The sequence below is a fragment of the Ekhidna sp. genome (assembly GCF_965247405.1).
GTDB lineage: Bacteria > Bacteroidota > Bacteroidia > Cytophagales > Cyclobacteriaceae > Ekhidna.
The window spans coordinates 3,190,310-3,212,872 of record NZ_OZ252014.1 but is presented as its reverse complement, the minus strand read 5'-3'; the positions used below and the strand labels follow the sequence as shown (position 1 = coordinate 3,212,872).

The window sequence follows — 22,563 nt, the reverse complement described above, 5'->3', positions numbered from 1 at the left end:
ATTTTCAATATTCAACCAAAACCAAAATCGACATGCTAAAGAACTACCTGATAACGATCTTTCGGCAGATCCAAAAAAATAAAGTGTTCTCCTTCATCAACATTTTGGGTCTGGCTCTGGGCATGGCCGCCTGCCTTGTTATTTCACAGTATGTGAACTTTCATACTTCATTTGATACATATCACTCCAATGCAGATCAGATTTTCAGGCTGGAGTCTGACGCTTATAAAAACGGAGAACACCTGGGACAGTCCTATAATGCTCCGTCCATGATGGGTGCTGCACTTCGTGATCAATCTCCAGAAGTAATAGCTGTTGCCCGATTTTATGATTACAACTACGCTAATAACTCCATTGTCTATACCGATGGTGATGGTAAAGTCAGTTTTGAACAACCCGGAGTGTTTATTGCTGACGAGGGGACATTTGAGCTGTTTGATTTTAAATTTCTGGCTGGAAGTTCAGCGAAGTTTGATGAACCTCTAAAGGCGGTTTTAACACTTAAAGCTTCAAGAAAATACTTTGACAATCCTGAGAAAGCAATCGGAAAATCATTCACACTTAGTGGAAACAATGGCAATCATCAATATGAATTGATCGGCGTGATAGACGATATCCCGGAAAACTCTCACATCCAATTTGAGTTGCTCCTTTCCTATCCATCAATGGACAATTACACAAAGAGCAGACTAAGCTGGACCAATAGCAGCTTTACCACCTATATGCTTGTTAGTGATCCCAATCGTCAGAGCGAGGTAATGTCAATAGTTAACCAGCTTCATGAGGAAAATTCTAAAGAATCCTATGCTGCGAATGGATATGCTGTTAATTATTTTCTCCGTCCTCTTACTGATATTCATTTGAATGCAGAGTATGAATGGGCTGATAGCGCTGGAGTAGATAATAAGACGGTTTTTGTATTGAGCTTCATAGCTATGATCATCTTGGTGATTGCCTGGATCAATTACATGAATCTTTCACTTGTTCGCACAATGGAACGCATGAAAGAGATGGGCATTCGCAAATGCATGGGATCCACCATGAAACAAATTACGCAACTATTTATTCTGGAGGCATTCGTAATGAATCTGCTGGCCTTTGTTTTAGCACTTTTTGCAACACAGATTGGTGAAAAATATTTGATTGAGGTGACAGGACTGCCTGTTTCTGCACTAATGGACCTGAAGGTTCTGACTCTATTATTAGGACTAATTGGAGTTGGCACACTACTCATCGGCTTTTATCCTTATATCCTTTTGAAAACCATGAATGTGGTAAATATTCTGGTTGGGAATCGCGGTAAAGTGGGTGGCGTGAAAATGCGCAAAAGTATGGTGTTTGTACAATTCATGATCACATTCATACTAATAGCAGGAACAGTCACAGTCTATCACCAAATCAATTATATGAGAGAAGCTGATCTCGGCATTGATATCGAGAATATCCTGGTAATCAAATCTCCACCGGGTGCCATTCATGACGATGAGCGGCAGGATGTAAAGCGGTTTAACACATTAAAAACCGAATTGTTGAAATATGCTGGGGTGAAGGAAATCACGAATGGTGGTGAAATTCCAGGAGAGCCTGTGGGTTGGGGTGCTAGTTTATATTTGAAGAATAAATCGAAAGAGACATCTGTGGCTACCGGTATGATTTCCATGGATTTAGACTTTCCCCAGTTTTTTGGAATTGATGTTATAGCCGGGCGAGCGCTTCAAAGTGGTGATGATCCCTGGAGCAAAGGTGATGTGGTTATCAACCAAAAACTTGCTGAGTTACTCGGGTTCTCCAATCCTGAGGATGCAATTGGTGCTGAGATAGATGGCTTTTACGGCCCTACGCTAAAGGTGCGGGGAGTATTGGAAAACCACCATCACACTTCTCTTCACAATGATTACACCCCAATTGTGTATGTGCTAAGTTCATGGACGGAGTTCTACTTTGTTAAGCTGCAACTAGATGAAAATGGTCATTCAACACGAAATACCCAACTCAACGATCTAGTTGCTACCGTAAAGGCTGAATGGAATGAGGTTTTTACTGATTACCAGATGGATTACTTCTTTCTTGATCGAGCCTTTGATGAACAGTATAAGGAAGATATCCGGTTTGGAAAGATATTCTCCGGTTTCTCAGCATTAGCAATTCTCATTGCTTGCCTCGGACTATTTGGTCTTACGTCTTTCAGTGTGCAGCAACGAACCAAAGAGATTGGTATCAGAAAAGTGCTCGGGGCTAGCGCAAAAAACCTGATGATTTTATTGTCAAAAGAATACATGATTCTTGTGTCAGCAGCGTGTGTGATTAGTCTGCCAGTGGCCTGGTGGATGATGTCCAAATGGTTGGAAGATTATACCTTCCGTATTGATTTGGGCTGGTGGTTTGTGATCGTGCCGATTGCCTTTGTAATTGGCTTAGCACTACTAAGTATTTCTACCAAAGTGCTGAGCACCATAAAAACCGACCCGGTAAAATCTCTTCGAACGGAATAAAGAAAGCGCCCAATTACCTACTTACTCTACTATGAAAGCCCCGGCAATTTTGTCGGGGTTAGTTTTTTTGGTCAATACTTCCATCATGTTCTGTAATTTCGAGTTGAAAAAGAAGTTTACATGGCTAAAAATGTATTCGGTCAGTCGATCTGGTTCAAAAAAAAGATTTTTCAAACAGTAGGAAGATTGGTATTATGGTACCTATTAAAACCGAACAAGGTAGTGGTTTCAGGGAGCAAGGTTTTGACTGAGATTCCAGACAAGAACGTTCTCTTCATTGCAAACCATCAGACCATCTTTACGGATGTTATCGCAATGTTTCATGCCATGTTTGCTGCCCTCAACGGACAGATAGATTCCATTGAGGACTGGAGCTACCTAAAGAATCCAAAGGTGAATGTATATTATGTAGCTGCTCGTGAGACGATGGAGAAAGGCTTTTTGGCTAAGGTGCTTGCACTGGCTGGAGCAGTGACGGTAGACCGTACCTGGCGAAAGGGAGATGAAATGATCAAACGAGAGGTCAATCCGGATGATACTAAATCCATAGGCACGGCAATTAAAGATGGGTGGGTGGTAACATTTCCCCAAGGTACCACAAGACAAAGCGCTCCCGTTCGTAAGGGAACCGCACATATTATCAAGCAACACAAACCTGTGGTAATTCCTGTACGTGTAGATGGGTTTCGAGAAGCTTTTGATAAAACAGGAGTCAAACGATTAAAAAAAGGAGTGACTCTTTCCTTAAAATTCGGAGAGCCAATGGACATAGACTATGAGAATGAATCAGTCGAGGGGTTGGTGAAGAAGATGGGTGTGGCGATTGGGGAGGAACACACAACCGCTTAAACAATCAAGCCCCTGACAAATTAATATCAGGGGCCATTCTTGGCAGAATATCCCAACCTTTTGTTGTCGGGACAGTATGACTAACACCTACTGTTAACCATGTTTTTAGACCTTTTTCGTCATTGCGAATCCGCTGATAAGCGGGTGAAGCAATCTCAATATTAAGATCGCTTCGTTCCTCCCGATGACGGTAGATTGAAGGACTAGCCTTTCAATCAGTCTACATTATCATGCAAAAACTTATTGTTTCCTAAAATCTGATTCTCTTCGTTCAGATTATACTTCGAGATGTTTCTCTCCGAAGAGTGAGGAACATTCTGAAGCTGAATCTTCTTGCGCTCATACGCCGGTACATCCAGTCGTTCCTTAAACTCCTCTGTCGGCATTTCAAACTTCTTATTATTGAACATGGCTTCACGCTCCGCACGCTCTTGTGCAAGCTTGACTTGTTTGGAGCTAGGAGTTGCATGAAAAGCATCTGAGATATTCACCTCTTCTTCATGTACTTCCTCATCTTCATCATGATCAAAACCATTGGTAAAATCAAACTCAAAGGAACGCTGTTCAGGCTTTTTCTTTCGTTGCTCCTCTTCTTCTACCTCACGCTTAATTTCATCCTTAAGTGAGCTGAACTCATAGTCCCAATCTTCTACACCATCCTTATCACCCTCCTCTTCAATTTCAAACATGAAATCAGATGTGTTACCTCGCTTTTTGGAATCATCAATTTCTTTCTGTGAATCCAGATCAAAACGTTTTGCCTCTTCCTCTTTGGAGATGTACTCGCCATCTTCATCTAGTTTACCAAATCCGGTTGCGATGACAGTCACCCGGATATTTTCTCCTAACGAGCTATCTACACCGTGACCAAAGATCACTTCCGCATCATCGCCGGCATATTCCTGAATGTAATCGGTGATGTCGGTTAACTCATCCATCTGTAGCTCTGCTTCCTCACCAGAGATGATGGAAAGTAAGATTTTCTCTGCTCCATAGATGTCCTGCTGGTTCAATAGCGGTGAGTTAAGTGCTTCTTCAGCCGCTCTTCTCGCTCTGTTGTCACCAATTGTCTTCGCTGATCCCATTACTGCCGGCCCGGCTCCCTTCATCACAGTCTTCACATCCTCAAAATCCACGTTGACATAACCCGGAACGGTAATGATCTCCGCAATTCCTTTTGCTGCTGTTGTCAGCACATTATCCGCCTGAGCAAATGCATCACTAATGGATAGATTGCCATAGATTTCACGCAGCTTATCATTCATGATAACGAGGACGGTATCGCAGTACTTTTTCAGCTCTTTGATTCCTTCCTCAGCAGCTTTCATTTTTTTCTTGCCTTCAAAAGCAAAGGGGGCGGTAACGATACCAACTGTAAGGATATCCAGCTCATTGGCTACCTGGGCAATGACGGGTGCAGCACCCGTACCAGTACCACCACCCATTCCTGCTGTGATGAAGACCATCTTCGTGTCTTGCGAGAGTAGGTCACGAATTTCTTCTTTGCTTTCAATAGCGGCATTTTTGCCACGTTCAGGATTTGCCCCTGCTCCCAACCCACTGGTCAGGTTTGTTCCAATTTGAAGTTTGCTCGGAACCGCACTGCTTTCCAGTGCCTGATGGTCCGTGTTACAAACCACAAACTCTACATCCCGGATTCCCAGGCTGTACATGTGATTAACAGCGTTGCTGCCGCCACCACCAACACCCACCACCTTGATGATGGATTTATGATGTGACGGTAAGTCGAATTGATACATATTTTCTGCCATAATTATAAAAGTTTTGAGTTCAGAGTTTCGAGTTTCGAGCCGGCTCGCAGCTCATAACCAGTAACTCGCCACTAATTAATTTTATCATCAAAATCATCGATTAAAAGGCCTTTGGTTTTCTCCAGAATATTGGAAAAGAACTTATTTCCAGCCTTCATCTTTTTCTTTCCATCTCCCTTGTAAGAAGGAGCTTCCGAATACCTTGCCTGACGAATGTCCAAAGCTTTAAATCCTGACAGCACTAATCCAACAGTTGTAGCGAACATTGGGCTTTTTGCCGCGTCCACTTTGCTTCTTCCAAGGTGCTCGTTCGGATAGCCAATTCGCGTATCCAGTCCGGTCATATACTCAAACAGCTGACTCAGATTGGTCAACTGAGAACCACCGCCGGTCACCACAATACCTGCAGCCAGCTTCTTATTGAAGCCGGAGCTAATGATTTCGGTATGCACCAGCTCTATGATCTCTTCCATTCGTGCCTCAATAATATGAGCAAGGTTCTTGATGGAAATTTCTTTTGGTGGTCGATTTCTCAAACCAGGGATCGATACGATCTCGTTCGGGCTGGCTTCCTCAGAAATGGCCTTACCAAATTTGGTTTTTAGCAATTCCGCCTGATGTTCCATCACCATACAGCCTTGCTTGATGTCGGAAGTGATGATATTACCTCCAAAAGGAATTACTGCTGTGTGTCGGATGATATTCTCATAGAATACTGCCACATCCGTAGTGCCACCTCCAATATCTACCAGGCATACACCTGCCTCTTTCTCTTCATCGCTGAGCACAGATAAGCTGGACGCGAGTGGTTCCAAAATGAGATTCTCAATTTGGAGCCCAGCCTTTTTCACACACTTGTTTATATTGTTGATTGCGTTCGTCTGAGCAGTGATGATATGGAAGTCTGCCTCAAGCTTCACTCCGGTCATCCCTACAGGATCCATGATTCCATCTTCATAGTCTACAATGTAATCCTGCGGCATCACGTGAATTATCTCGCTTCCCGGAGGAGTGACTATGCGGTGCATATCGCTATTAAGTCGAGCCAAATCCTCAATGGTAATCTCACCATCCGTATCCTCACGGGTGATGCCTCCGTGATGAACAGCACTTCGGATATGCTGACCAGCAATACCAACGTTTACCACCTGAATATCGATACCTGATTGCTCACTTGCTTCTGCAATTGCTTTTTCAATGGCGCGAACAGTCTTATCGATATTGGTGACGATTCCACGGATCACACCATCGGATACTGCCTTACCCATGCCCAGTATCTCGAGCTTACCGTATTCATTTTTCTTACCTACAATGGCACAAATCTTTGTGGTGCCAATGTCTAATCCAACGATGATTTTATCTTCCATAATATTTTAATTTCTCGGTGATTAAACTTAATTCCGTCATTCCTACACAGGCGAGAATCTCAAAACATCCCCCTGCTGTTATTCTTCCTCCCCCTACCCCCTCCAGAGGGGGAAAGGATCCTTCGCTGCGCTCAGGATGACACTTTAAAATGATATTTCCAACTTTGTTGGTCATTCACATATTATTTGATTCTCAAATTTCAGATTTACCCTATCGTAGGTGTTCCATCCTTTCTTGGGTAAGATCTCTTTATAAAAAGTCATTAGCTTTGAAAATTTCCTTTCTAAATCTTCAGGTTTACCAAACTCAACCACCTGCTTCGTTACCTGTGGATACAATTCTATCTCTCCATCCTTCTTGATGATGACATGAGCAATCTGGGCTTTCCAGAATTCATCTTTTTCTATAAAGGTCAGCAGTTCAAACACCTGCTTTCCAAACTTGCTTTCATTCAGGTTTCTCTCCCAAATGAATTCAAATTCCGTTTCCATTAATGGTACTCGAGCGGTGTGTTTCGCATTAATTGGAAGCACCCGACCATCTTCATCAATGTATCGATCCTTTTTTCCGTCGATGAAAAGTCTTGCTATCGGTTTACTCTGCTCTACCTTCACCTGAAGATTGCCCTTCAAATCCCGATACACCTGCGCATCTTTTACAAAGGGATTGGTTTCTACCCGCTCCTCCAAAGTTTTCGGATCAATATCTCCCATTTCAACGCCTACTACATAGTCAGCACTTTTATCGGTCATCAGGTCAACAACTTCAAGCTGATCAGTAAAGAAAATTCCTTCTTGATCAAGTATCTCAACCTTCACATCCTCAATCTCTCGACCATTATTCTTAATCCCTGCAAAAGCAATCAGTGAGATCAAAAGCAACCCACTGAATGAGTAGATCAAGATGTTTTTCTTTTCTTCCTTACTCATCTTCTTCACTTTTAGGATTGAACTTATTTTTCATGTACTCAGCGATCTTTGGAACCTCACGGTCTATGTCACCAGCACCAATGGTCACCACGATATCCAAGTTATGGTCATCCAGCTCCTGCAACAGATAATCCTTGGTCACCATCACCTTATTTTCATTCTCCATCAGGTCATAAATCGACTTGGAGCTCACTCCCTCTATTGGTTCTTCCCGCGCCGGGTAAATGTCTAATAAAATCACCTCGTCTGCTTTATCCAACGCCTCAGCAAATCCTTTTTTAAAGTCGTTTGTTCGTGAGAATAAATGCGGCTGGAAAATAGCCGTGATCTTACGTTTGCCTGCCAGTGATCTGACGGATTTCAGGAAAGCATTGATCTCTTCCGGGTGATGTGCATAGTCATCAATGAGTGTGGCATGCGGACTTCTAAAGACATACTCGAACCTCCGCTTCACTCCTTTATAAGATCGCATTAGTTTGCGAATTTCACGTCCTTCCATCCCCATATCAACAGCCACTGTAATGGCAGCAAGCGCATTCTCCACATTATGGTACCCCGGAAACTCCAAATGGACATCAGAGATTTTTTCCATCCCATAGCGATAGGTAAATACAAAAGCTCCATTCACAATACGAAGGGCATCCGCAACCGCATCTCCATGGCGGATTGCATAAGAGATATATTTATTCCCCGGATTAATCTTAAAGCCAGCGTCCGAATACATGAGAACTTTACCATCCTTTGGTGTCTTCTTTACGAATTCCTCATACGTATCCAGCATAGCCGTTTCATCACCATAGATGTCCAAATGATCCGGATCTAAAGAGGTGATGACCGTATAATTTGGATTCAATCGCATAAATGAGCGATCGTATTCGTCAGCCTCGACCACCACAGGTGCATTATCATCTCCAATGATCAGGTTAGTCCCGGTATTGGCCATGATGCCACCAACAAATGCAGAACATCCTTTTCTGGAATGGCTCAGCAGATGTGCGATCATCGATGTGGTAGTCGTCTTTCCATGTGTACCAGCTACCGCGATAGTGAAATGATTTTCTGTGATCATTCCAAGCACCTCCGATCGTTTCATCACGGTAAATCCATTATCGCGGAAGTAATTCAATTCGATGTGATCTTGTGGGATAGCTGGCGTATAGACAATCAATGTGCCCTCCTTCTCCAAGAATCTATCATCTATCAGGTCCAGCTGATCTTCATAGTGTACATCAATACCTTCCTCAATCAGTTTTTTGGTTAGCTCTGACTCAGTTTTGTCATAGCCTGCAACGAATTTTTCTTTTGCATGGAACCAACGAGCCAAGGCACTCATACCGATACCTCCGATACCGATAAAATAGGCGCTATTTACTTCGTTGAGTTTCATTGATCTACCAATTTCATTACCTCGTTTGCGATATCAATAGCAGCATTTTCATGCGCCATAGCTCCAATATTCTTAGACAGTTTTTGCTGTCTAGCTTTATCTTTTAGTAAAGCAATTGCTTCATCAATTAGCTTATCCATGGCTTCACTATCCTTTACCATTTCAGCTGCATCATTATCAACCAACGCTTTCGCGTTGATCGTTTGATGATCCTCTGCCACATTTGGGGAAGGCACTAAGATCGAAGGCTTACTTGTAAGCATCAACTCAGCGATGGAGAGAGCACCAGCTCGTGATATCACCACATCCGCGCATGTATATGCAAAATCCATCTGGAAGATGAAATCTTTGAGTATCACCTTCCCTCCTTTGTCATCAACACGCCCCTTCATCTCATCATGGTAATAGCCGCCACATTGCCAGATCAACTGTATTTCTTCCTGAGCAAGCTTATCCAAACCTCCCAATACACTTTCATTTAGTGTACGTGCTCCCAGGCTTCCTCCAATTACTAAAAGTGTAGGTTTTAACTCATCCAACTCAAAATGTTTGAAAGCTTCTGATTTCCTGTTTGGATTAAGTTTGATTGTCTTACGAACGGGATTGCCTGTGACCACTATTTTTTCAGCAGGAAAATACTTTTCCATACCTTCATGGGCCACACAGATCGTTTTCGCCGATTTTGATAACCATTTGTTGGTGAGTCCTGCGTACGAATTTTGTTCCTGAATAAGCGTCGGAATTCCTTTTTTACCTGCGACGTAAAGCAATGGCCCACTGGCGTATCCACCTACACCTACTACTACATCCGGGTTGAATTTTTTGATCAGCTTTGCTGATTGGCGAATGCTGGATAGCAACTTAAATGGGAACATCAGATTATCAGCCGAGATTTTTCGTTGGATGCCACTGATCCAAAGCCCTTCAATTTCAAAGCCTGCTTCCGGCACCTTCTTCATCTCCATTTTTCCCTTAGCACCTACGAACAAGATCTCCACCGACTGAAGCATATCCTTCAACGCCTGCGCAATAGATATGGCAGGATAAATGTGACCGCCTGTGCCACCACCACTAATCATGATCCTGTATGTTCTTTCCTTTTCGATTACGCTGCTTCTTTATATTGATTACCAATTGTTCCTCCGAAATTGTCGATCTCACCTCTACTTACACTGAGAATGATCCCCAGGGCCACTCCCGCAAAAAGTTGCGACGTACCCCCCATACTTATAAATGGAAGGGTCAATCCTGTAACAGGACCTAGCCCGACAGCAACTCCCATGTTCACCAATGCCTGTATAACCAGCGCAAAGCTTAGGCCTGCCGAAAGCAGTCCGCCATAGGCCCGGTCATTCTGTTCTGCCGCTTTCATTCCCCGGTACAACAGCGCGAGGTATAGAAAGAGAATGAGCACCCCACCGATCAATCCGTACTCCTCTAATATGATTGCATAGATGAAATCTGAATATGGATGCGGTAAGAAATTCCGTTGATCGCTTTGTCCGGGCCCTTTGCCGATTATACCACCTGAAGCAATCGCGATATACGCTTGCTTAGCCTGATACGGCGTATCATTATTAATAAAGTCCTCAACCCTTGAAATCGCGGTTCCTCCCCTTTGACCAACCATGAAAGCCACAGATCCAAACGATGCACAAATGACTACTAGCATTGCCAGGTATTTAACTGGTACACGTCCGATGAACAAAACCAGCATGCATGTAAGGAATAAGAGAATCGCAGATGAGAAATTGGTCAGTGCGATCAACCCACATATTAATCCGATCCAGAACAGCATCGGAACGATCGCTTTCTGGAAGTCATCAATGGATCGTTGACGCTTGGAAAGCATGCTCGCTAACGTTACTAGTAGAGCCAGCTTCGCCAAATCAGAGGGCTGGAATGCCTGATTGATTACCGGAATCGTCAACCAGCGAGATGCCTCGTTGATGTTGGTACCAAACATCCAGGTAAACAGAAGAAGTGGCACACAGAGCCATAGAACAAGGCGCGAAATTTTAGAGTAATAACGATAATCAATTTTGTGAGCGATCCAGATAGCTATCAAGCTCACTACCACCAAAACCGAGTGCTTGATCAAATAGTACTCTGTGTTGCCATCCATCATTTTGTAGGCGAGGCTACCGGTGGCGCTATACACCACCAAAATGCTAAACAAGGAAAGGATCAGCACGATGAACCAAATCACCGGGTCACCTTTCAGGTTTCGATATGCCCAATTTTTAATTTCGTTCATGCTTGAATTGATTTTGGTAAAACATCCTCTTGGTTTCATTTGGTAATACAATCCTCCCCCTAACCCCCTCCAAAGGGGGAAACTGATTCATTAAGGATATAGAGAATTGCATTTTCGTCATGCTTCTTTCGTTTTTAATGTCTTAGCGAGCTTGTTTACTGCCCGCTTAAATTTGTCACCACGATCCTCGTAGTTGTCGAACAAATCGAAACTGGCACAAGCAGGAGACAGTAACACAACATCACCTTCTCCAGCCCACTCATGGGCTTGATGAATTGCCTTCTTTATCGAGTCAACCTCAGCTATACGGTCCAGTTTGGATCCAAAGAAATCGGTTAGCGCTCTGTTATCCTTACCCATGCAAATGAGCCCTTTCACCTTCTTCTTCACTAGCTTCTGAATCTGGGTATAATCATTTCCTTTGTCGATACCGCCAGCAATCCAAATAATGTCACCTTTCACTCCATCCAGGGCATAGTAGACCGAATCCACATTGGTCGCTTTGGAATCGTTGATGTATGCGGCTCCATCTATTTCCTCCACAAACTCCAGTCTGTGAGGTGCATTCTTAAAAGTTCTAAGGCCTTTCAGCACTTTTTCAATAGGTACTTCCATACTTAATGCACTCAGCACAGCAGCCATACTATTGACCATGTTATGCTTGCCAATCAGTGATATCTCAGAGACCGGGATCCGGTATTTTGCACTATCCTTTTTGAACTGGAAATTAAAAATCAGATGTTCGTCCTTCAGGTAAGCGCTCAGCTTATTGTTTTTTGAAGCTGACATGGCAAACATGCTCGCCTCGATTTTTCTTCTACTTATTTCTTCTGTCACCGGCTCAGAATCTGCACAGTAGATAAAGGCTTGCTCATTGGTAAGATTCTCAACAATCCTGAATTTAGCAGTGACGTATTTGTCAAAATTGTAATCATATCGATCCAGGTGATCCGGGGTGATATTCAGCAATACAGCTACATCTGGTCTGAAGTTTTGAATTCCATCCAACTGGAAGCTACTCACTTCGACCACATAATAATGATAGCCACCCTCAGCAACCAACCCAGCCAGGCTTGTGCCTACGTTACCCCCCAGGGCCACTTTATAGCCTGCGGTTTTTAGTAAATGATACGTCAGCATGGAAGTGGTCGTCTTTCCATTGGTGCCCGTAATGGCGATGACTTTCGCTTTATCAATAAAACGATAAGCAAACTCGATTTCAGAAATGACAGTGATGTTTTTGCTTACAATTTTTTGAACGAGCGGAGCTGAATCCGGAATACCCGGGCTTTTCACCACTAGTGAAGCCTCCATGATCAATTCCTCCGAATGACCACCTTCTTCAAAGTCGATTTTCCGACTCTTTAGTGTTCTCCTACGATCTGGAGCCAGGTTTCCTCCGTCAGAAAGGAATACCTCATAGCCTTTTTGACGAGCAAGTATGGCAGCCCCAACGCCACTCTCACCTCCGCCTAATATGACTATGCGTTCATTCATTATTCCTCTTCTTTTTGTTTTCGATCGATGATTACATCAAAACATTTTGAATAGATCGACATGAGGTCGTATCCATCTTTCACAAAGTCATTGATCAAAGCGATCTTTTGCTTTTTGTTGGCCAATTCAAGCTGATCAAGGATGAACAGCACTTCATCTGTTTCGTCTTCCAGCTTTCCCATTATCTGATTGAAGACCATCTCTGAAGGAGCCTTTAGTAACTTCAAAAATTGATCATCAATCTTACGTGCGCATCGGATCAACATGGAAGTGGCTTGCACCAAGGTGCCCGATGGGATGAGCTCAGAAAGCTGCACCGCACCTTTCTGGAATTTCTCGTTTAATTCATGGATTTGTGTTACTGTCATTATCTGATTTTTAGTGTTGCAAGTGTGAAAATGGCTAAGAGGATGCCCATGATCCAGAATCTCCCCACAATCTTAGCCTCATGAATTCCTTTCTTTTGATAATGGTGATGGAGTGGCGACATCAAAAAGATGCGCTTTCCTTCCCCATATTTCTTTTTGGTGTATTTGAAATAAGACACCTGTATGATTACCGATAAATTTTCGACAACCAGAATCCCACATAGTATCGGGATCAATAGTTCTTTGCGAATCACAAACGCCAAAACAGCGATGATCCCACCTAATGAAAGACTGCCTGTGTCTCCCATGAAAACCTGCGCCGGGTAGGCATTGTACCAAAGGAATCCAATGCAAGCTCCTACAAATGCGGTACAGAAAATCACCAGTTCTCCGGAATTGGGAATGAACATAATGTTGAGATAATCGGAGAATATGGCATTACCCGACAGGTAGGCCAATACAGCTAATGTTAAAGCAATGATGGCACATGTTCCAGCGGCTAAACCATCCAATCCATCAGTGATATTCGCGCCATTGGAGACAGCCGTTACAATGAAAATGACCACCCCTACATAAAGTACCCATGAGTAATCGGCCAGAAACTCAGGAAGTAGCCATTCATAATTGAATTCATTGTTAGCTACAAATGGGATTGTAGTAAGCAAAGAATTTTCATCCTTGAATGCTTCGCCTGAAAAATCCCGTACTACAATGTCTTCATGGAATATCATCACCAGTCCCACCAGCAGACCCAGGCCGATTTGACCTATTACTTTGAATTTTCCTCTCAGTCCTTCTTTGTTCTTCTTTTTTACTTTCAGGTAATCATCAAGGAAACCTATTGCCCCCATCCAAAGTGCTGAAATGATCAAGAGTATAATGTATATGTTACCAAGGTCTGCAAATAAGAGTGTGGGTATCACAATTCCGGAAATAATGATAATCCCTCCCATCGTAGGCGTTCCTTTCTTTTCCATCTGCCCTTCCAGCCCTAGGTCACGGATCGATTCGCCTAGCTGATATTTGCGCAGCATATTGATCAGCTGCTTCCCAAAAGTAATGGTTATGAGCAATGAAAGCAATGCCGCCATTCCTGCACGGAATGAGATATACTGAAACATTCCCGCGCCTGGGAAGTCTATTTGATTTAGATATTCAAATAAGTAGTTCAGCATCTTTCGATTTTAGATTTATTTGATTTTAGATTATACATCCCCCTGCTCACGCACCTTCTAGCGCACCCCCCGAATCGTCGGACCGCTTCAAAGGGGGAATTTGTTCTTGAGATATTCTCTAAAACTGTATTCATTAGTTCAATAGCTCTTTTAATACCTCTCTATCATCAAAGTGATTTCTCACTCCGTTAATTTCCTGGTAGGTCTCATGCCCCTTGCCTGCTACCAGGATGATGTCCTGATCGCTGACCAGATTACATGCCGTCCGGATCGCTTCTTTTCTGTCGGCTATGATCATCACATTTCTTTCCTTCGATTTTGGAATTCCTTCTTTCATATCATCCAATATCTGCTGAGGATCTTCCGTTCGAGGATTGTCAGAAGTCAGAATGACTTTATCACTAAATCGTGCTGCTATTCCAGCCATCTCCGGACGCTTGGTTTTGTCGCGATCTCCTCCGCACCCCACTACGGTTACCAGCATCTCATTTTTGGTTCGTAAATCATCTATGGTACTTAGTACATTCTCCAATGCATCCGGTGTATGGGCATAGTCCACAATGGCCATCACATTGGAGCCATTTTCCACCTTCTCGAATCGTCCACTTGCTCCGCTGGTAGTTGATAGTCCACTGAGCACTTCTTCTTTCTCCTCATCCAACAGAATAGCCACCGCATAAGCAGTCAGTAAATTGTAGGCATTGAACTCACCGATGAGCTTGAACCACACATCCACTCCATCGAAGTTCAATTCCAATCCCTGCAGGGTGTTGTGGATGATACGTACTTTAAAGTCAGCCATCGAACGAATACCTAACCTGTTCTTTTCTGCTTTGGTGTTTTGAAGCATTACCATTCCACGCTTGTCATCTACATTAACCAATGCAAAAGACTCTGAGGAAAGCCCATCAAACAAAAGTTTTTTCGCTGCGATGTACTCATCAAATGTTTTGTGATAATCCAGATGATCATGGGTGATATTTGTGAAAACACCACCGGTAAAATGAATACCTGATACGCGATGCTGGACCAGGGCGTGGGAGCTTACCTCCATAAAAGCATGCGTACAACCACTCTCAACCATTTCGGCTAAAAGCTGGTTAAGTTGCACCGCATCCGGAGTAGTAAAGCTGGTGTCTAAGATCTTATGGTTAATCTTATTCTCTACGGTTGAAAGTAAGCCCACCGAGTAGCCCAGGTTTTGGAAAAGCTCGAATAGCAACGTTGCACAAGTGGTTTTTCCATTCGTACCCGTAATGCCTACAAGCTTCAATTTCTCTGATGGTCGTCCATAGAAATTCGATGCGATGATGCCCAGGGCTTCCGCTGAATTATCTGTTTGAACGACCGTAATATCTTCTTTAATATTTTTTGGAGTGTGCTCACACACGATGACTTTAGCTCCTTTTTCCAGCGCCCCCTCGACGTAATCATGACCATCTACTGTAAGACCCTTCACTGCTACAAAAAGGAAGTCCTTTTCCACTTTTCGCGAATCAAATGCCACTCCAGCCACTTTCTCATCCCGATTTCCAGTGATCGACTTAAGCGATACGCCAAACAATATGTCTTTTAGCGTTTGCATCAGCTCAGTTTCAGTTTAATGGTTGAACCCTTCGTTAATCTACCTCCTGGCGTCATGGATTGGGTAGCTACTCGCCCTCTACCATTCACTTCTACTTCTAATCCAAGGTTTTCAAGCACATAAATTGCATCACGCAACGTCATTCCACGTACATCAGGGACAACCTCATACTTTACTGGATTTCCCTTCCAGTAAACTGCGTCGTTAATCACATCTGTCTTGACCCACTCGGTTTCCGCCTTGGCATGGTTGGAAATACCAAGTTGATTACAGATCATCGTGAGCTCATCACGTTTACCAGCTTTAATGTAAGGAAAAACACCTGTCACGTAGGTGCGTTCCTCTGTGCCAATTTCGTGCATATCCAGTTCCAGAGAGTAGATTTTATCTGCTATTTCTTTAAAAACAGGCGCAGACACGTCGCTTCCATAAATCTGATAACCTTTCGGATTATCGATTACTACGATGCAGCTGTAGCGTGGAGCTTCCGCAGGGAAGTAGCCCGCAAATGACGTATAGTACTCACGTACATAGCGACCATTTTTTACCTTCTTAGCCGTTCCTGTCTTACCGGCAATTTTATAATGACTGTGGTTAATGTTTTTCGCAGTGCCTCGCTCTACAACCCCCTCCATCATCAGCTTTACCTTGCGCAAGGTCTCTTTCGAAGCAATACGCTCATTGATCACTTCCGTATCAAATTCATCAATCATCCGATCGGCTTTCATCACACCTTTCACGATCATAGGTTTCACCATCTTGCCATTGTTGGCTACCGCATTGTATAGCGTCAGCATCTGAAGAGGTGTCATCTTTAGCTCATATCCGTGCGACATCCAAGGCAAACTCACCCCACTCCACGTGCTGTCAGATGGATCTTTGATGTACGGCTTACCTTCTCCTACCATCTGAAAATCAAGTGGTTGATGAAGATTCATTCGCTTGAGGTAGTTGATGTATTTCTCCGGACGGTCATTAAAGTATTGAGTGATCAATTTTGCCACACCTATATTCGAAGAATTCTCAAAAACTTCCTGCACAGTGAGCGTACCATATCCTCCAGGCTTATGATCACGCATGGTTTTGTCAAAGAACTCTAGTTCGCCATCGCCAGCATCCACCGTATCAGAGAGCTTGATGTCAGTTTCTTCCAAAAGTGCGATCATACTTGCCAGCTTGAAAGTTGATCCGGGCTCGCGTGATCCCTGGCTACCAACTGCATAATTGTATCGCTCGTAGTAGTCCCCTTCGCTGTTTCTGCTCAGGTTGGAGATTGCCTTGATCTCACCTGTCTTTACCTCCATCACTATGGCTACTCCATAGTCTGCATCATGTCTTTGAAGTTCATTCAGCAACGCTGATTCGGTTACATCCTGCAGGTCTACATTGATAGTAGTCTGGATGTCATACCCATCCACCGGACGTCTTTCGGTACCGTCATAGATGGGTCTCCAGCCACCTCCAGCCATTTTTTGATACAGCCCTTTTCCATTGATTCCCGCGAGTTGCTTATTGAAACTATATTCTAATCCTACGGTACCACGATCGTTTGCATTCACACTCCCGATGGTACGGATCCCTAAATGGGAGAAAGGCAAAAAGCGTTTTTCTACCTTTTCAAAAATCACCCCTCCTTTTAGCCTGCCTTCCCGGAAGAGTGGCCAGTGTTCCATGTTCTTTTTGTCCTGGTAGCCAATTTCCTGACGATTCAAGGTCAGATACCTTCGTCCTTTTCTCCGGGCATCATCAATCTTTCGCTTATACTGCGTTGGAGTAAGGTCTCCGTAATACCTTGAAAGCCGATAACACAGTGAATCGATGTTGTTTTTATATAAGCCATTGGAAGGCAGATATGGATCGATAGCCAACCGATAAAATGGTAAAGATGTTGCGAGCAGGCTGCCATCGTCTGCGTAGATGTTGCCTCGCGTTGCTTTCACATTCATTACCTGCATGCCCAATGTTTCGCCCATGCTTCTCCACTTGTCTCCTTCCACGTACTGAACCTTAGCAATACGGAAGATTACTGCTCCGGCTACCAGGAAGGTAAGGAGAAAGGCGATTCTTACGCGTAGTACTATGTCTCGTTTGATGCTCATCCTTTAGTCAACAGTTTTTTTACATCCCCCTACCATCGCACTTTCAGCACACCCCCCTTCAAAGGGGGAATTCTTGAATTCACCGCTCTCACTAGTCGAGATGACATCCAATATTTGATGATATCGTGTTTTATTTATCTTCAACTTCCCTAATCAAAACAGGTAATTCTTTACTCTCTTTCAAGCCGAGCGCTGCTGCTCGTTTTGCCACCTCTGATTGCTTGCTTTCATACATGAAATCAGCCTTTAGGGTAGTATAGTCTGCTCTGAGATCCTCAACCTCTGTTTCCAGATGATTGATATCTCGAATTTTCTTTTCTGCGTAGTGGCGGTTGCCGATGTACAACAGACATAAGAATGCCAGAAATAGAATTTGGGGAAGAAAACGCACGTGTATCACCTCGCTCATGGATGAGTCCATGCGTAGAAAGCGATTGATGAGGCGGAATAAGCCTCCTCGCTCTTCTCTTTGTGGTAATTTGTAGGTGTTCTTCATCTTTTTAAAAGTTTGAAGTTTGAAGCCGGGAGTTTGAAGCTGGAATATCTTCCATCTTCTAGCTTCCTACTTCTCGCTTCTCTTTCTGCCAATACGCAGCTTCGCGCTTCTCGCTCTGCTGTTTTTTTCAATTTCTGCCGCTGTGGGGACGATGGGCTTTCGATTCACCGGGTCTAATACCCTGATTGGATTCCCATAAAAGTCTTTTTCATCGACCCCTTTAATATTTCCTTTGTTTATGAAATTCTTGACCGGCCGATCTTCCAATGAGTGGTAACTCATCACTACGAGTCTGCCTTCTGCCTTTAGCACCTCGCCTGCCTGTATCAAAAATTCCCGGAGTGCTTCCATCTCCTCATTTACCTCGATGCGAATGGCCTGAAAGACCTGTGCAAGGTATTTGAGATCCCGACCTTTTGGAGCATTTTTCATGGCAATGGCCTTGAGCTGCTCGTTGGTCTCGATGGGCTGGTTCATTCGGAAATTCACAATCTCTCTTGCGAGTGTTCGTGCATTCCTGATTTCCCCGTACGCACTCAAAATATGTATCAGATCCTTTTCCTCGTATTCGTTGACTACTTCCCTGGCGCTTTTAGCTGCGGCCTGATCCATGCGCATATCCAACACACCTTCTGCCCTAGTGGTGAATCCACGCGATGGTTCATCAAACTGATGGGAGCTAACTCCCAAATCCGCCAGGATGCCATCCACTTCCGTGATGCCATGTAGCCTGAGGAATTTTTTCAGGTATCTGAAATTTGATTCAATAAATGTGAAAGAACATTCGCTCCCAGAGGCATCTAGCTCCTCCTGAAGCTTTTGTGCATTTTGCTCAGCGTCTTTGTCCTGATCAAAAGCAATGAGGTGGCCGGTTGTCAATCGCTCGAGTATCGCTTTGCTGTGACCGCCACCTCCAAAGGTCACATCCACGTATACTCCGTCTGGTTTTATGTCCAGCCCGTCAAGGCATTCCTGCAACATGACCGGGTTGTGGTATTCACTCATCTTTTTATCCTCCCCCCAACCCCCTCCAGAGGGGGACATAAGCCTCTTTCAAAACAGTCATTCTGAACTTGTTTCAGAATCTTCTGTGTTTCCCGCCCTGGATTGCTATAGATTCCGAAATAAATTCGGAATGACGTTCTAGGGCAATTTCCAGCACTATTCATCGAGGAACTTCTGTGCCAGCTCTGAGTATTCGGTATCGTCACTGATCATGTGCTTATCAAATACTTCAGGGTTCCACATTTCTATATAGTTGCCCGTGCCGATGAGGAGTGCCTCCTTGTCAATCTGCGCATGAGCGAGCATCTGTTTGGGTACCAGGATACGGTTGGCGCTATCCAGCTCTACCTGAGCGATGCTCCTGAAAAATGTCCGTTTCAACTTTCGTTGTTCCGGATCGAATTCACTAAGTGATGAGATCTTGTGGTGTATTTTTTTGTACTCCACCATCGGATACAGGATGAGGTTCGGCTCGAATCCCTTCCGTATCACTAGTTCGGTAGTGGAGACCTCCGGGAGGTTGCTCTTGATCTTTGCAGGCAAGACCAACCTCCCTTTAGTATCCAACTTACACTCATACTCGCTTGTAAAAAACGCCATACTGAGCCTTGAAAAATATAAACCACCGAGACAAATGTAATCAACTTTTCCTATTTTCCACCACTTTCTCCCACTTTCACACACTAATATAAAAAAAATGCATATTTGGTATTTTAAATCGATGATTTTAAGCAAAAAATGAAGACTCTGTGAATGAGCGAGTTATAAGAATTAGCCACTTCAGACACTCATTTTGAAAATTTTTTGGGATTTGATGTTTGATTTTTGGGATTTAGGAGATTTGGTGGGGGAATGTGGGGAATAGAAAATGGAGGTGTTTGGATGGGAAATTTGTGACGCAGGGATGCCCCTATATGATCTTAGCGAAGACCAGTGTTGGGTTTTATTTTATTGTAAATGTTGTTGACTGAATAATTGCTTAACAATCATTCAACAATCCTGCCGTCTTCCATGGTAATGACTCGATCTGTTCGCTGTGCAAAGTCCTCATCATGTGTTACCACCAGTAATGATAGGTTAGCGTGATGGCTCAGGTCACGAAGGATTTGAAATACATTATCAGAATTTTTACTGTCCAGATTTCCTGTTGGTTCGTCCGCCATAATGATATCCGGATCGTTGATGAGTGCACGTGCAATGGACACTCGTCGTTTTTGTCCGCCGGAAATTCGAGATGCCAACTTATGTGCCTGATCTGCAATATTTAATAGCCTCAGTTTTTCCAGTGCATCAGCTTCTATTTCATCCCGTGATTGTATACCCAGTTTTAATGCTGGAAGCATGACGTTTTGCAGGACAGTAAACTCTGGAAGGAGGTAGTGAAATTGGAAGATGAAACCGATATGTTCATTTCTTATACGCGCCAGCTCATCGCCTGACTGCCCATTTAATAGGCGGTTGTTTAAGTACAGATTGCCTTCATAGTCAGTATCCATGGTAGACAAAATGTAAAGCAACGTTGACTTTCCGCAACCGGACTTTCCCATGATGGATACAAACTCCCCGCGTTTTATTTCTAATGACACATCCTTCAGAACGTGAAATATTACCGGATCCCTGAAATACTTATTCAGTTTTTCTGCTACAGATGGAAGATCACATAAACATCATCCATTCCATTAAGCCAAAGCTTAGTCAGGAAAGAATACGTACATAGGAAATGTTTTATATCAAGTTAGGACCCTTTACCTCCTTTTCAAAAGGAGGATACAGTTAAGAAAGCTCGGCAAACACGTCATGGTGAACAACTTTCTCTTCAAACTCAAGTAAGTAATCATTGTCTTCCGGATAGTATTTGGCTTTCTCATAATCTTCCCCAGCAAAGTTTTTAATGACTTCCAGATTTTCCCAATAAGTGATCAAGGTAAAGTGTGCCTCCTCTTCTACTAGTCTTCTCAGGAAACTGAGCTTTACAAACCCAGGTGTACTTTGATAATCAGGAACAGCTTTTTCCTTCATGAATTTGGTGTAGTCATCAAAGTCCTTGGCCTTCGTGCGTCCATACCAAATACGTGCAATCATTTTTTAATGTTAAGGTGTAATATTTCCAATTTAACAATTATACCGTGAGGACTAATAGAGGGGCATAAAAAACCATCAATGAAGATGGCATCTCGGATTATCTGTCCTGTCGCTGCAGGCTGGGATTTAGCACCAGTCATCGCACGCTGGCGATCGGGTTGCAAAGGCTGCATTGGGCCCAGTCCCTTCACCTTTCCTGATAATCTTTAGTAAATGTACGCTTCTAAAGCAGAAATAGTTCCATCAGCGGGAACGAAGACCAAAAGCATCACATGATATTAATGGCTGGGTAACAACCTACTTTAATGAAACTTCTCAAGAATTAGTTTTAACCTGTAATTAATTGAAATTTCGTGGGTAGAGTTTGTGACCCTGCCCAGCGTGGAATTGATAACGTAATCATATGCATAGCCAAACCGAAGGTTTGGGTGAATCCTTATCTGAAATAATAAACTGACTGACTCAGGTGGACGATAGGAAAGACCCGCTTCGATCAATTCCTCATAGGTAAAATAGACGTTGTAATCCACTGTTAATGGTGCCCCTTCCACGGCTCTAACTAAAACATTTGGTACAATCTTGACCTCTGGAGAAACCCTCAGGTTGGCACCCACAGTTCCATAGTAGTGCTGTCTTTGAGTGTATTGGACTACACCATCTACTTCTATTGAATTTTGCAAAGCAAAAGGTGAGGAGATTCCAGCATAAAAGTCATGTGTATAGTAGTAAAAACCGTATCCTACGGTTGGAACAAGACGCGTAAAACCTTCAGCAAAATCATTCTGACTTGATTGTAAAACATATGCATCTTGTAAATTATTACTTAAGATTTGAAGGCCTCCCTGCAGACCCATACTTAAATAGCCACTTCCTAATTTTATTTCATAACTCCCTCCAAAAATTACATCGGAATTAGAAGTTACTCCTATCTCGTCTCTAACAAATTGAAACCCCAATGCGGCATTGGGTACTGTGATGGGAGAATGAAAAATAAGTGCCTGCGTTTTAGGTGCTCCTTCGATCCCTGTCCATTGCCACCTGGATACCGCAGTGACACTCAAAGCTTCGTGCTTTCCGATGTATCCCGGATTGATCGTGGACAAATTAAACATGTATTGGGAAAAGTTAATTTGCTGCTGAGCCACGGTAGAAAAGGCAGCAAAAAGGAGTATAAAAACGGTTAATGTATACTTATATCTCAT

General features: G+C 43.4%; 19 protein-coding genes and 1 riboswitch. Of the genes, 2 read left to right on the top strand and 17 right to left on the bottom strand.

Annotated elements, in window-relative coordinates; translation table 11 throughout:
• Positions 1-32 precede the first annotated feature (32 nt).
• Both ACP14Y_RS14865 and ACP14Y_RS14860 read left to right on the top strand, forming a co-directional pair.
• The gene (locus tag ACP14Y_RS14865; protein WP_424963719.1) at positions 33-2,492 is read left to right on the top strand and encodes an ABC transporter permease; all 2,460 of its coding nucleotides are present in this window, start codon (positions 33-35) and stop codon (positions 2,490-2,492) included.
• 120 nt (positions 2,493-2,612) lie between these two features.
• Positions 2,613-3,341, top strand: a complete 729-nt coding sequence (locus tag ACP14Y_RS14860) for a lysophospholipid acyltransferase family protein (RefSeq protein ID WP_424963718.1) — start codon at positions 2,613-2,615, stop codon at positions 3,339-3,341.
• 215 nt (positions 3,342-3,556) lie between these two features.
• Here ACP14Y_RS14860 and ftsZ read toward each other — a convergent pair whose 3' ends face one another.
• From ftsZ to ACP14Y_RS14775, 17 genes are all read right to left on the bottom strand, one after another.
• Positions 3,557-5,113 (bottom strand): cell division protein FtsZ, encoded by a 1,557-nt coding sequence (gene ftsZ, locus ACP14Y_RS14855; protein ID WP_424963717.1) that lies wholly within the window; start codon positions 5,111-5,113, stop codon positions 3,557-3,559.
• Between the two features lie 71 nt (positions 5,114-5,184).
• On the bottom strand, positions 5,185-6,480 hold the full coding sequence (gene ftsA / locus ACP14Y_RS14850; protein WP_424963716.1) for a cell division protein FtsA: 1,296 nt from the start codon (positions 6,478-6,480) through the stop codon (positions 5,185-5,187).
• A 171-nt stretch (positions 6,481-6,651) separates the two neighbouring features.
• Positions 6,652-7,410, bottom strand: a complete 759-nt coding sequence (locus ACP14Y_RS14845) for a cell division protein FtsQ/DivIB (RefSeq protein ID WP_424963715.1) — start codon at positions 7,408-7,410, stop codon at positions 6,652-6,654.
• Positions 7,403-8,797, bottom strand: coding sequence for a UDP-N-acetylmuramate--L-alanine ligase (gene murC, locus ACP14Y_RS14840; protein WP_424963714.1), 1,395 nt, complete (start codon positions 8,795-8,797; stop codon positions 7,403-7,405). Before murC ends, ACP14Y_RS14845 begins: the two co-directional genes overlap by 8 nt.
• Complete coding sequence (gene murG / locus ACP14Y_RS14835; protein WP_424963713.1) at positions 8,794-9,876, bottom strand: undecaprenyldiphospho-muramoylpentapeptide beta-N-acetylglucosaminyltransferase; 1,083 nt, start codon at positions 9,874-9,876, stop codon at positions 8,794-8,796. Before murG ends, murC begins: the two co-directional genes overlap by 4 nt.
• A 26-nt stretch (positions 9,877-9,902) precedes the next feature.
• Entirely contained in the window at positions 9,903-11,054 is a 1,152-nt protein-coding gene (locus ACP14Y_RS14830) for an FtsW/RodA/SpoVE family cell cycle protein (protein ID WP_424963712.1), read from the bottom strand.
• Positions 11,055-11,171: 117 nt separating this feature from the next.
• Positions 11,172-12,551 carry a UDP-N-acetylmuramoyl-L-alanine--D-glutamate ligase gene (murD, locus tag ACP14Y_RS14825; protein WP_424963711.1) on the bottom strand — a complete coding sequence of 460 codons (1,380 nt, stop codon included), beginning with the start codon at positions 12,549-12,551 and terminating at the stop codon, positions 11,172-11,174.
• Positions 12,551-12,919, bottom strand: coding sequence for a hypothetical protein (locus tag ACP14Y_RS14820; RefSeq protein ID WP_424963710.1), 369 nt, complete (start codon positions 12,917-12,919; stop codon positions 12,551-12,553). Before ACP14Y_RS14820 ends, murD begins: the two co-directional genes overlap by 1 nt.
• Complete coding sequence (gene mraY / locus ACP14Y_RS14815) at positions 12,919-14,094, bottom strand: phospho-N-acetylmuramoyl-pentapeptide-transferase (RefSeq protein ID WP_424963709.1); 1,176 nt, start codon at positions 14,092-14,094, stop codon at positions 12,919-12,921. The genes ACP14Y_RS14820 and mraY overlap by 1 nt, the downstream gene beginning before the upstream one ends.
• A 133-nt stretch (positions 14,095-14,227) precedes the next feature.
• Positions 14,228-15,679 (bottom strand): UDP-N-acetylmuramoyl-L-alanyl-D-glutamate--2,6-diaminopimelate ligase, encoded by a 1,452-nt coding sequence (locus ACP14Y_RS14810; protein WP_424963708.1) that lies wholly within the window; start codon positions 15,677-15,679, stop codon positions 14,228-14,230.
• A complete protein-coding gene (locus ACP14Y_RS14805; RefSeq protein WP_424963707.1) occupies positions 15,679-17,778 on the bottom strand; it encodes a penicillin-binding protein in 2,100 nt (699 codons plus the stop codon). The genes ACP14Y_RS14810 and ACP14Y_RS14805 overlap by 1 nt, the downstream gene beginning before the upstream one ends.
• Positions 17,779-17,908: 130 nt before the next feature.
• Positions 17,909-18,274: an FtsL-like putative cell division protein gene (locus ACP14Y_RS14800; RefSeq protein WP_424963706.1), complete on the bottom strand. Its 366-nt coding sequence runs from the start codon at positions 18,272-18,274 to the stop codon at positions 17,909-17,911.
• A 66-nt stretch (positions 18,275-18,340) separates the two neighbouring features.
• Positions 18,341-19,279: a 16S rRNA (cytosine(1402)-N(4))-methyltransferase RsmH gene (gene rsmH, locus ACP14Y_RS14795; RefSeq protein WP_424963705.1), complete on the bottom strand. Its 939-nt coding sequence runs from the start codon at positions 19,277-19,279 to the stop codon at positions 18,341-18,343.
• A gap of 156 nt (positions 19,280-19,435) precedes the next feature.
• Positions 19,436-19,879, bottom strand: coding sequence for a division/cell wall cluster transcriptional repressor MraZ (gene mraZ / locus ACP14Y_RS14790; RefSeq protein WP_424963703.1), 444 nt, complete (start codon positions 19,877-19,879; stop codon positions 19,436-19,438).
• Between the two features lie 386 nt (positions 19,880-20,265).
• Complete coding sequence (locus ACP14Y_RS14785) at positions 20,266-20,865, bottom strand: ABC transporter ATP-binding protein (RefSeq protein WP_424963702.1); 600 nt, start codon at positions 20,863-20,865, stop codon at positions 20,266-20,268.
• A 187-nt stretch (positions 20,866-21,052) separates the two neighbouring features.
• The gene (locus tag ACP14Y_RS14780) at positions 21,053-21,361 is read right to left on the bottom strand and encodes an antibiotic biosynthesis monooxygenase (RefSeq protein ID WP_424963701.1); all 309 of its coding nucleotides are present in this window, start codon (positions 21,359-21,361) and stop codon (positions 21,053-21,055) included.
• A gap of 94 nt (positions 21,362-21,455) precedes the next feature.
• Positions 21,456-21,567: riboswitch (SAM riboswitch) on the bottom strand.
• Positions 21,568-21,663: 96 nt separating this feature from the next.
• Positions 21,664-22,563, bottom strand: a complete 900-nt coding sequence (locus tag ACP14Y_RS14775; protein ID WP_424963700.1) for a PorP/SprF family type IX secretion system membrane protein — start codon at positions 22,561-22,563, stop codon at positions 21,664-21,666.

Bases quoted from the DNA above. Each gene is read 5' to 3' on its own strand.
- murG (WP_424963713.1), bottom strand. From the start codon at position 9,876: ATGATTAGTGGTGGTGGCACAGGCGGTCACATTTATCCTGCCATATCT.
- ACP14Y_RS14775 (WP_424963700.1), bottom strand. From the start codon at position 22,563: ATGAGATATAAGTATACATTAACCGTTTTTATACTCCTTTTTGCTGCC.
- rsmH (WP_424963705.1), bottom strand. From the start codon at position 19,279: ATGAGTGAATACCACAACCCGGTCATGTTGCAGGAATGCCTTGACGGG.
- ftsA (WP_424963716.1), bottom strand. From the start codon at position 6,480: ATGGAAGATAAAATCATCGTTGGATTAGACATTGGCACCACAAAGATT.
- murD (WP_424963711.1), bottom strand. From the start codon at position 12,551: ATGAATGAACGCATAGTCATATTAGGCGGAGGTGAGAGTGGCGTTGGG.
- ACP14Y_RS14865 (WP_424963719.1), top strand. From the start codon at position 33: ATGCTAAAGAACTACCTGATAACGATCTTTCGGCAGATCCAAAAAAAT.
- mraY (WP_424963709.1), bottom strand. From the start codon at position 14,094: ATGCTGAACTACTTATTTGAATATCTAAATCAAATAGACTTCCCAGGC.
- ACP14Y_RS14830 (WP_424963712.1), bottom strand. From the start codon at position 11,054: ATGAACGAAATTAAAAATTGGGCATATCGAAACCTGAAAGGTGACCCG.
- ftsZ (WP_424963717.1), bottom strand. From the start codon at position 5,113: ATGGCAGAAAATATGTATCAATTCGACTTACCGTCACATCATAAATCC.
- murC (WP_424963714.1), bottom strand. From the start codon at position 8,797: ATGAAACTCAACGAAGTAAATAGCGCCTATTTTATCGGTATCGGAGGT.
- ACP14Y_RS14845 (WP_424963715.1), bottom strand. From the start codon at position 7,410: ATGAGTAAGGAAGAAAAGAAAAACATCTTGATCTACTCATTCAGTGGG.
- ACP14Y_RS14800 (WP_424963706.1), bottom strand. From the start codon at position 18,274: ATGAAGAACACCTACAAATTACCACAAAGAGAAGAGCGAGGAGGCTTA.
- ACP14Y_RS14810 (WP_424963708.1), bottom strand. From the start codon at position 15,679: ATGCAAACGCTAAAAGACATATTGTTTGGCGTATCGCTTAAGTCGATC.
- ACP14Y_RS14860 (WP_424963718.1), top strand. From the start codon at position 2,613: ATGGCTAAAAATGTATTCGGTCAGTCGATCTGGTTCAAAAAAAAGATT.
- mraZ (WP_424963703.1), bottom strand. From the start codon at position 19,879: ATGGCGTTTTTTACAAGCGAGTATGAGTGTAAGTTGGATACTAAAGGG.
- ACP14Y_RS14805 (WP_424963707.1), bottom strand. From the start codon at position 17,778: ATGAGCATCAAACGAGACATAGTACTACGCGTAAGAATCGCCTTTCTC.
- ACP14Y_RS14820 (WP_424963710.1), bottom strand. From the start codon at position 12,919: ATGACAGTAACACAAATCCATGAATTAAACGAGAAATTCCAGAAAGGT.
- ACP14Y_RS14780 (WP_424963701.1), bottom strand. From the start codon at position 21,361: ATGATTGCACGTATTTGGTATGGACGCACGAAGGCCAAGGACTTTGAT.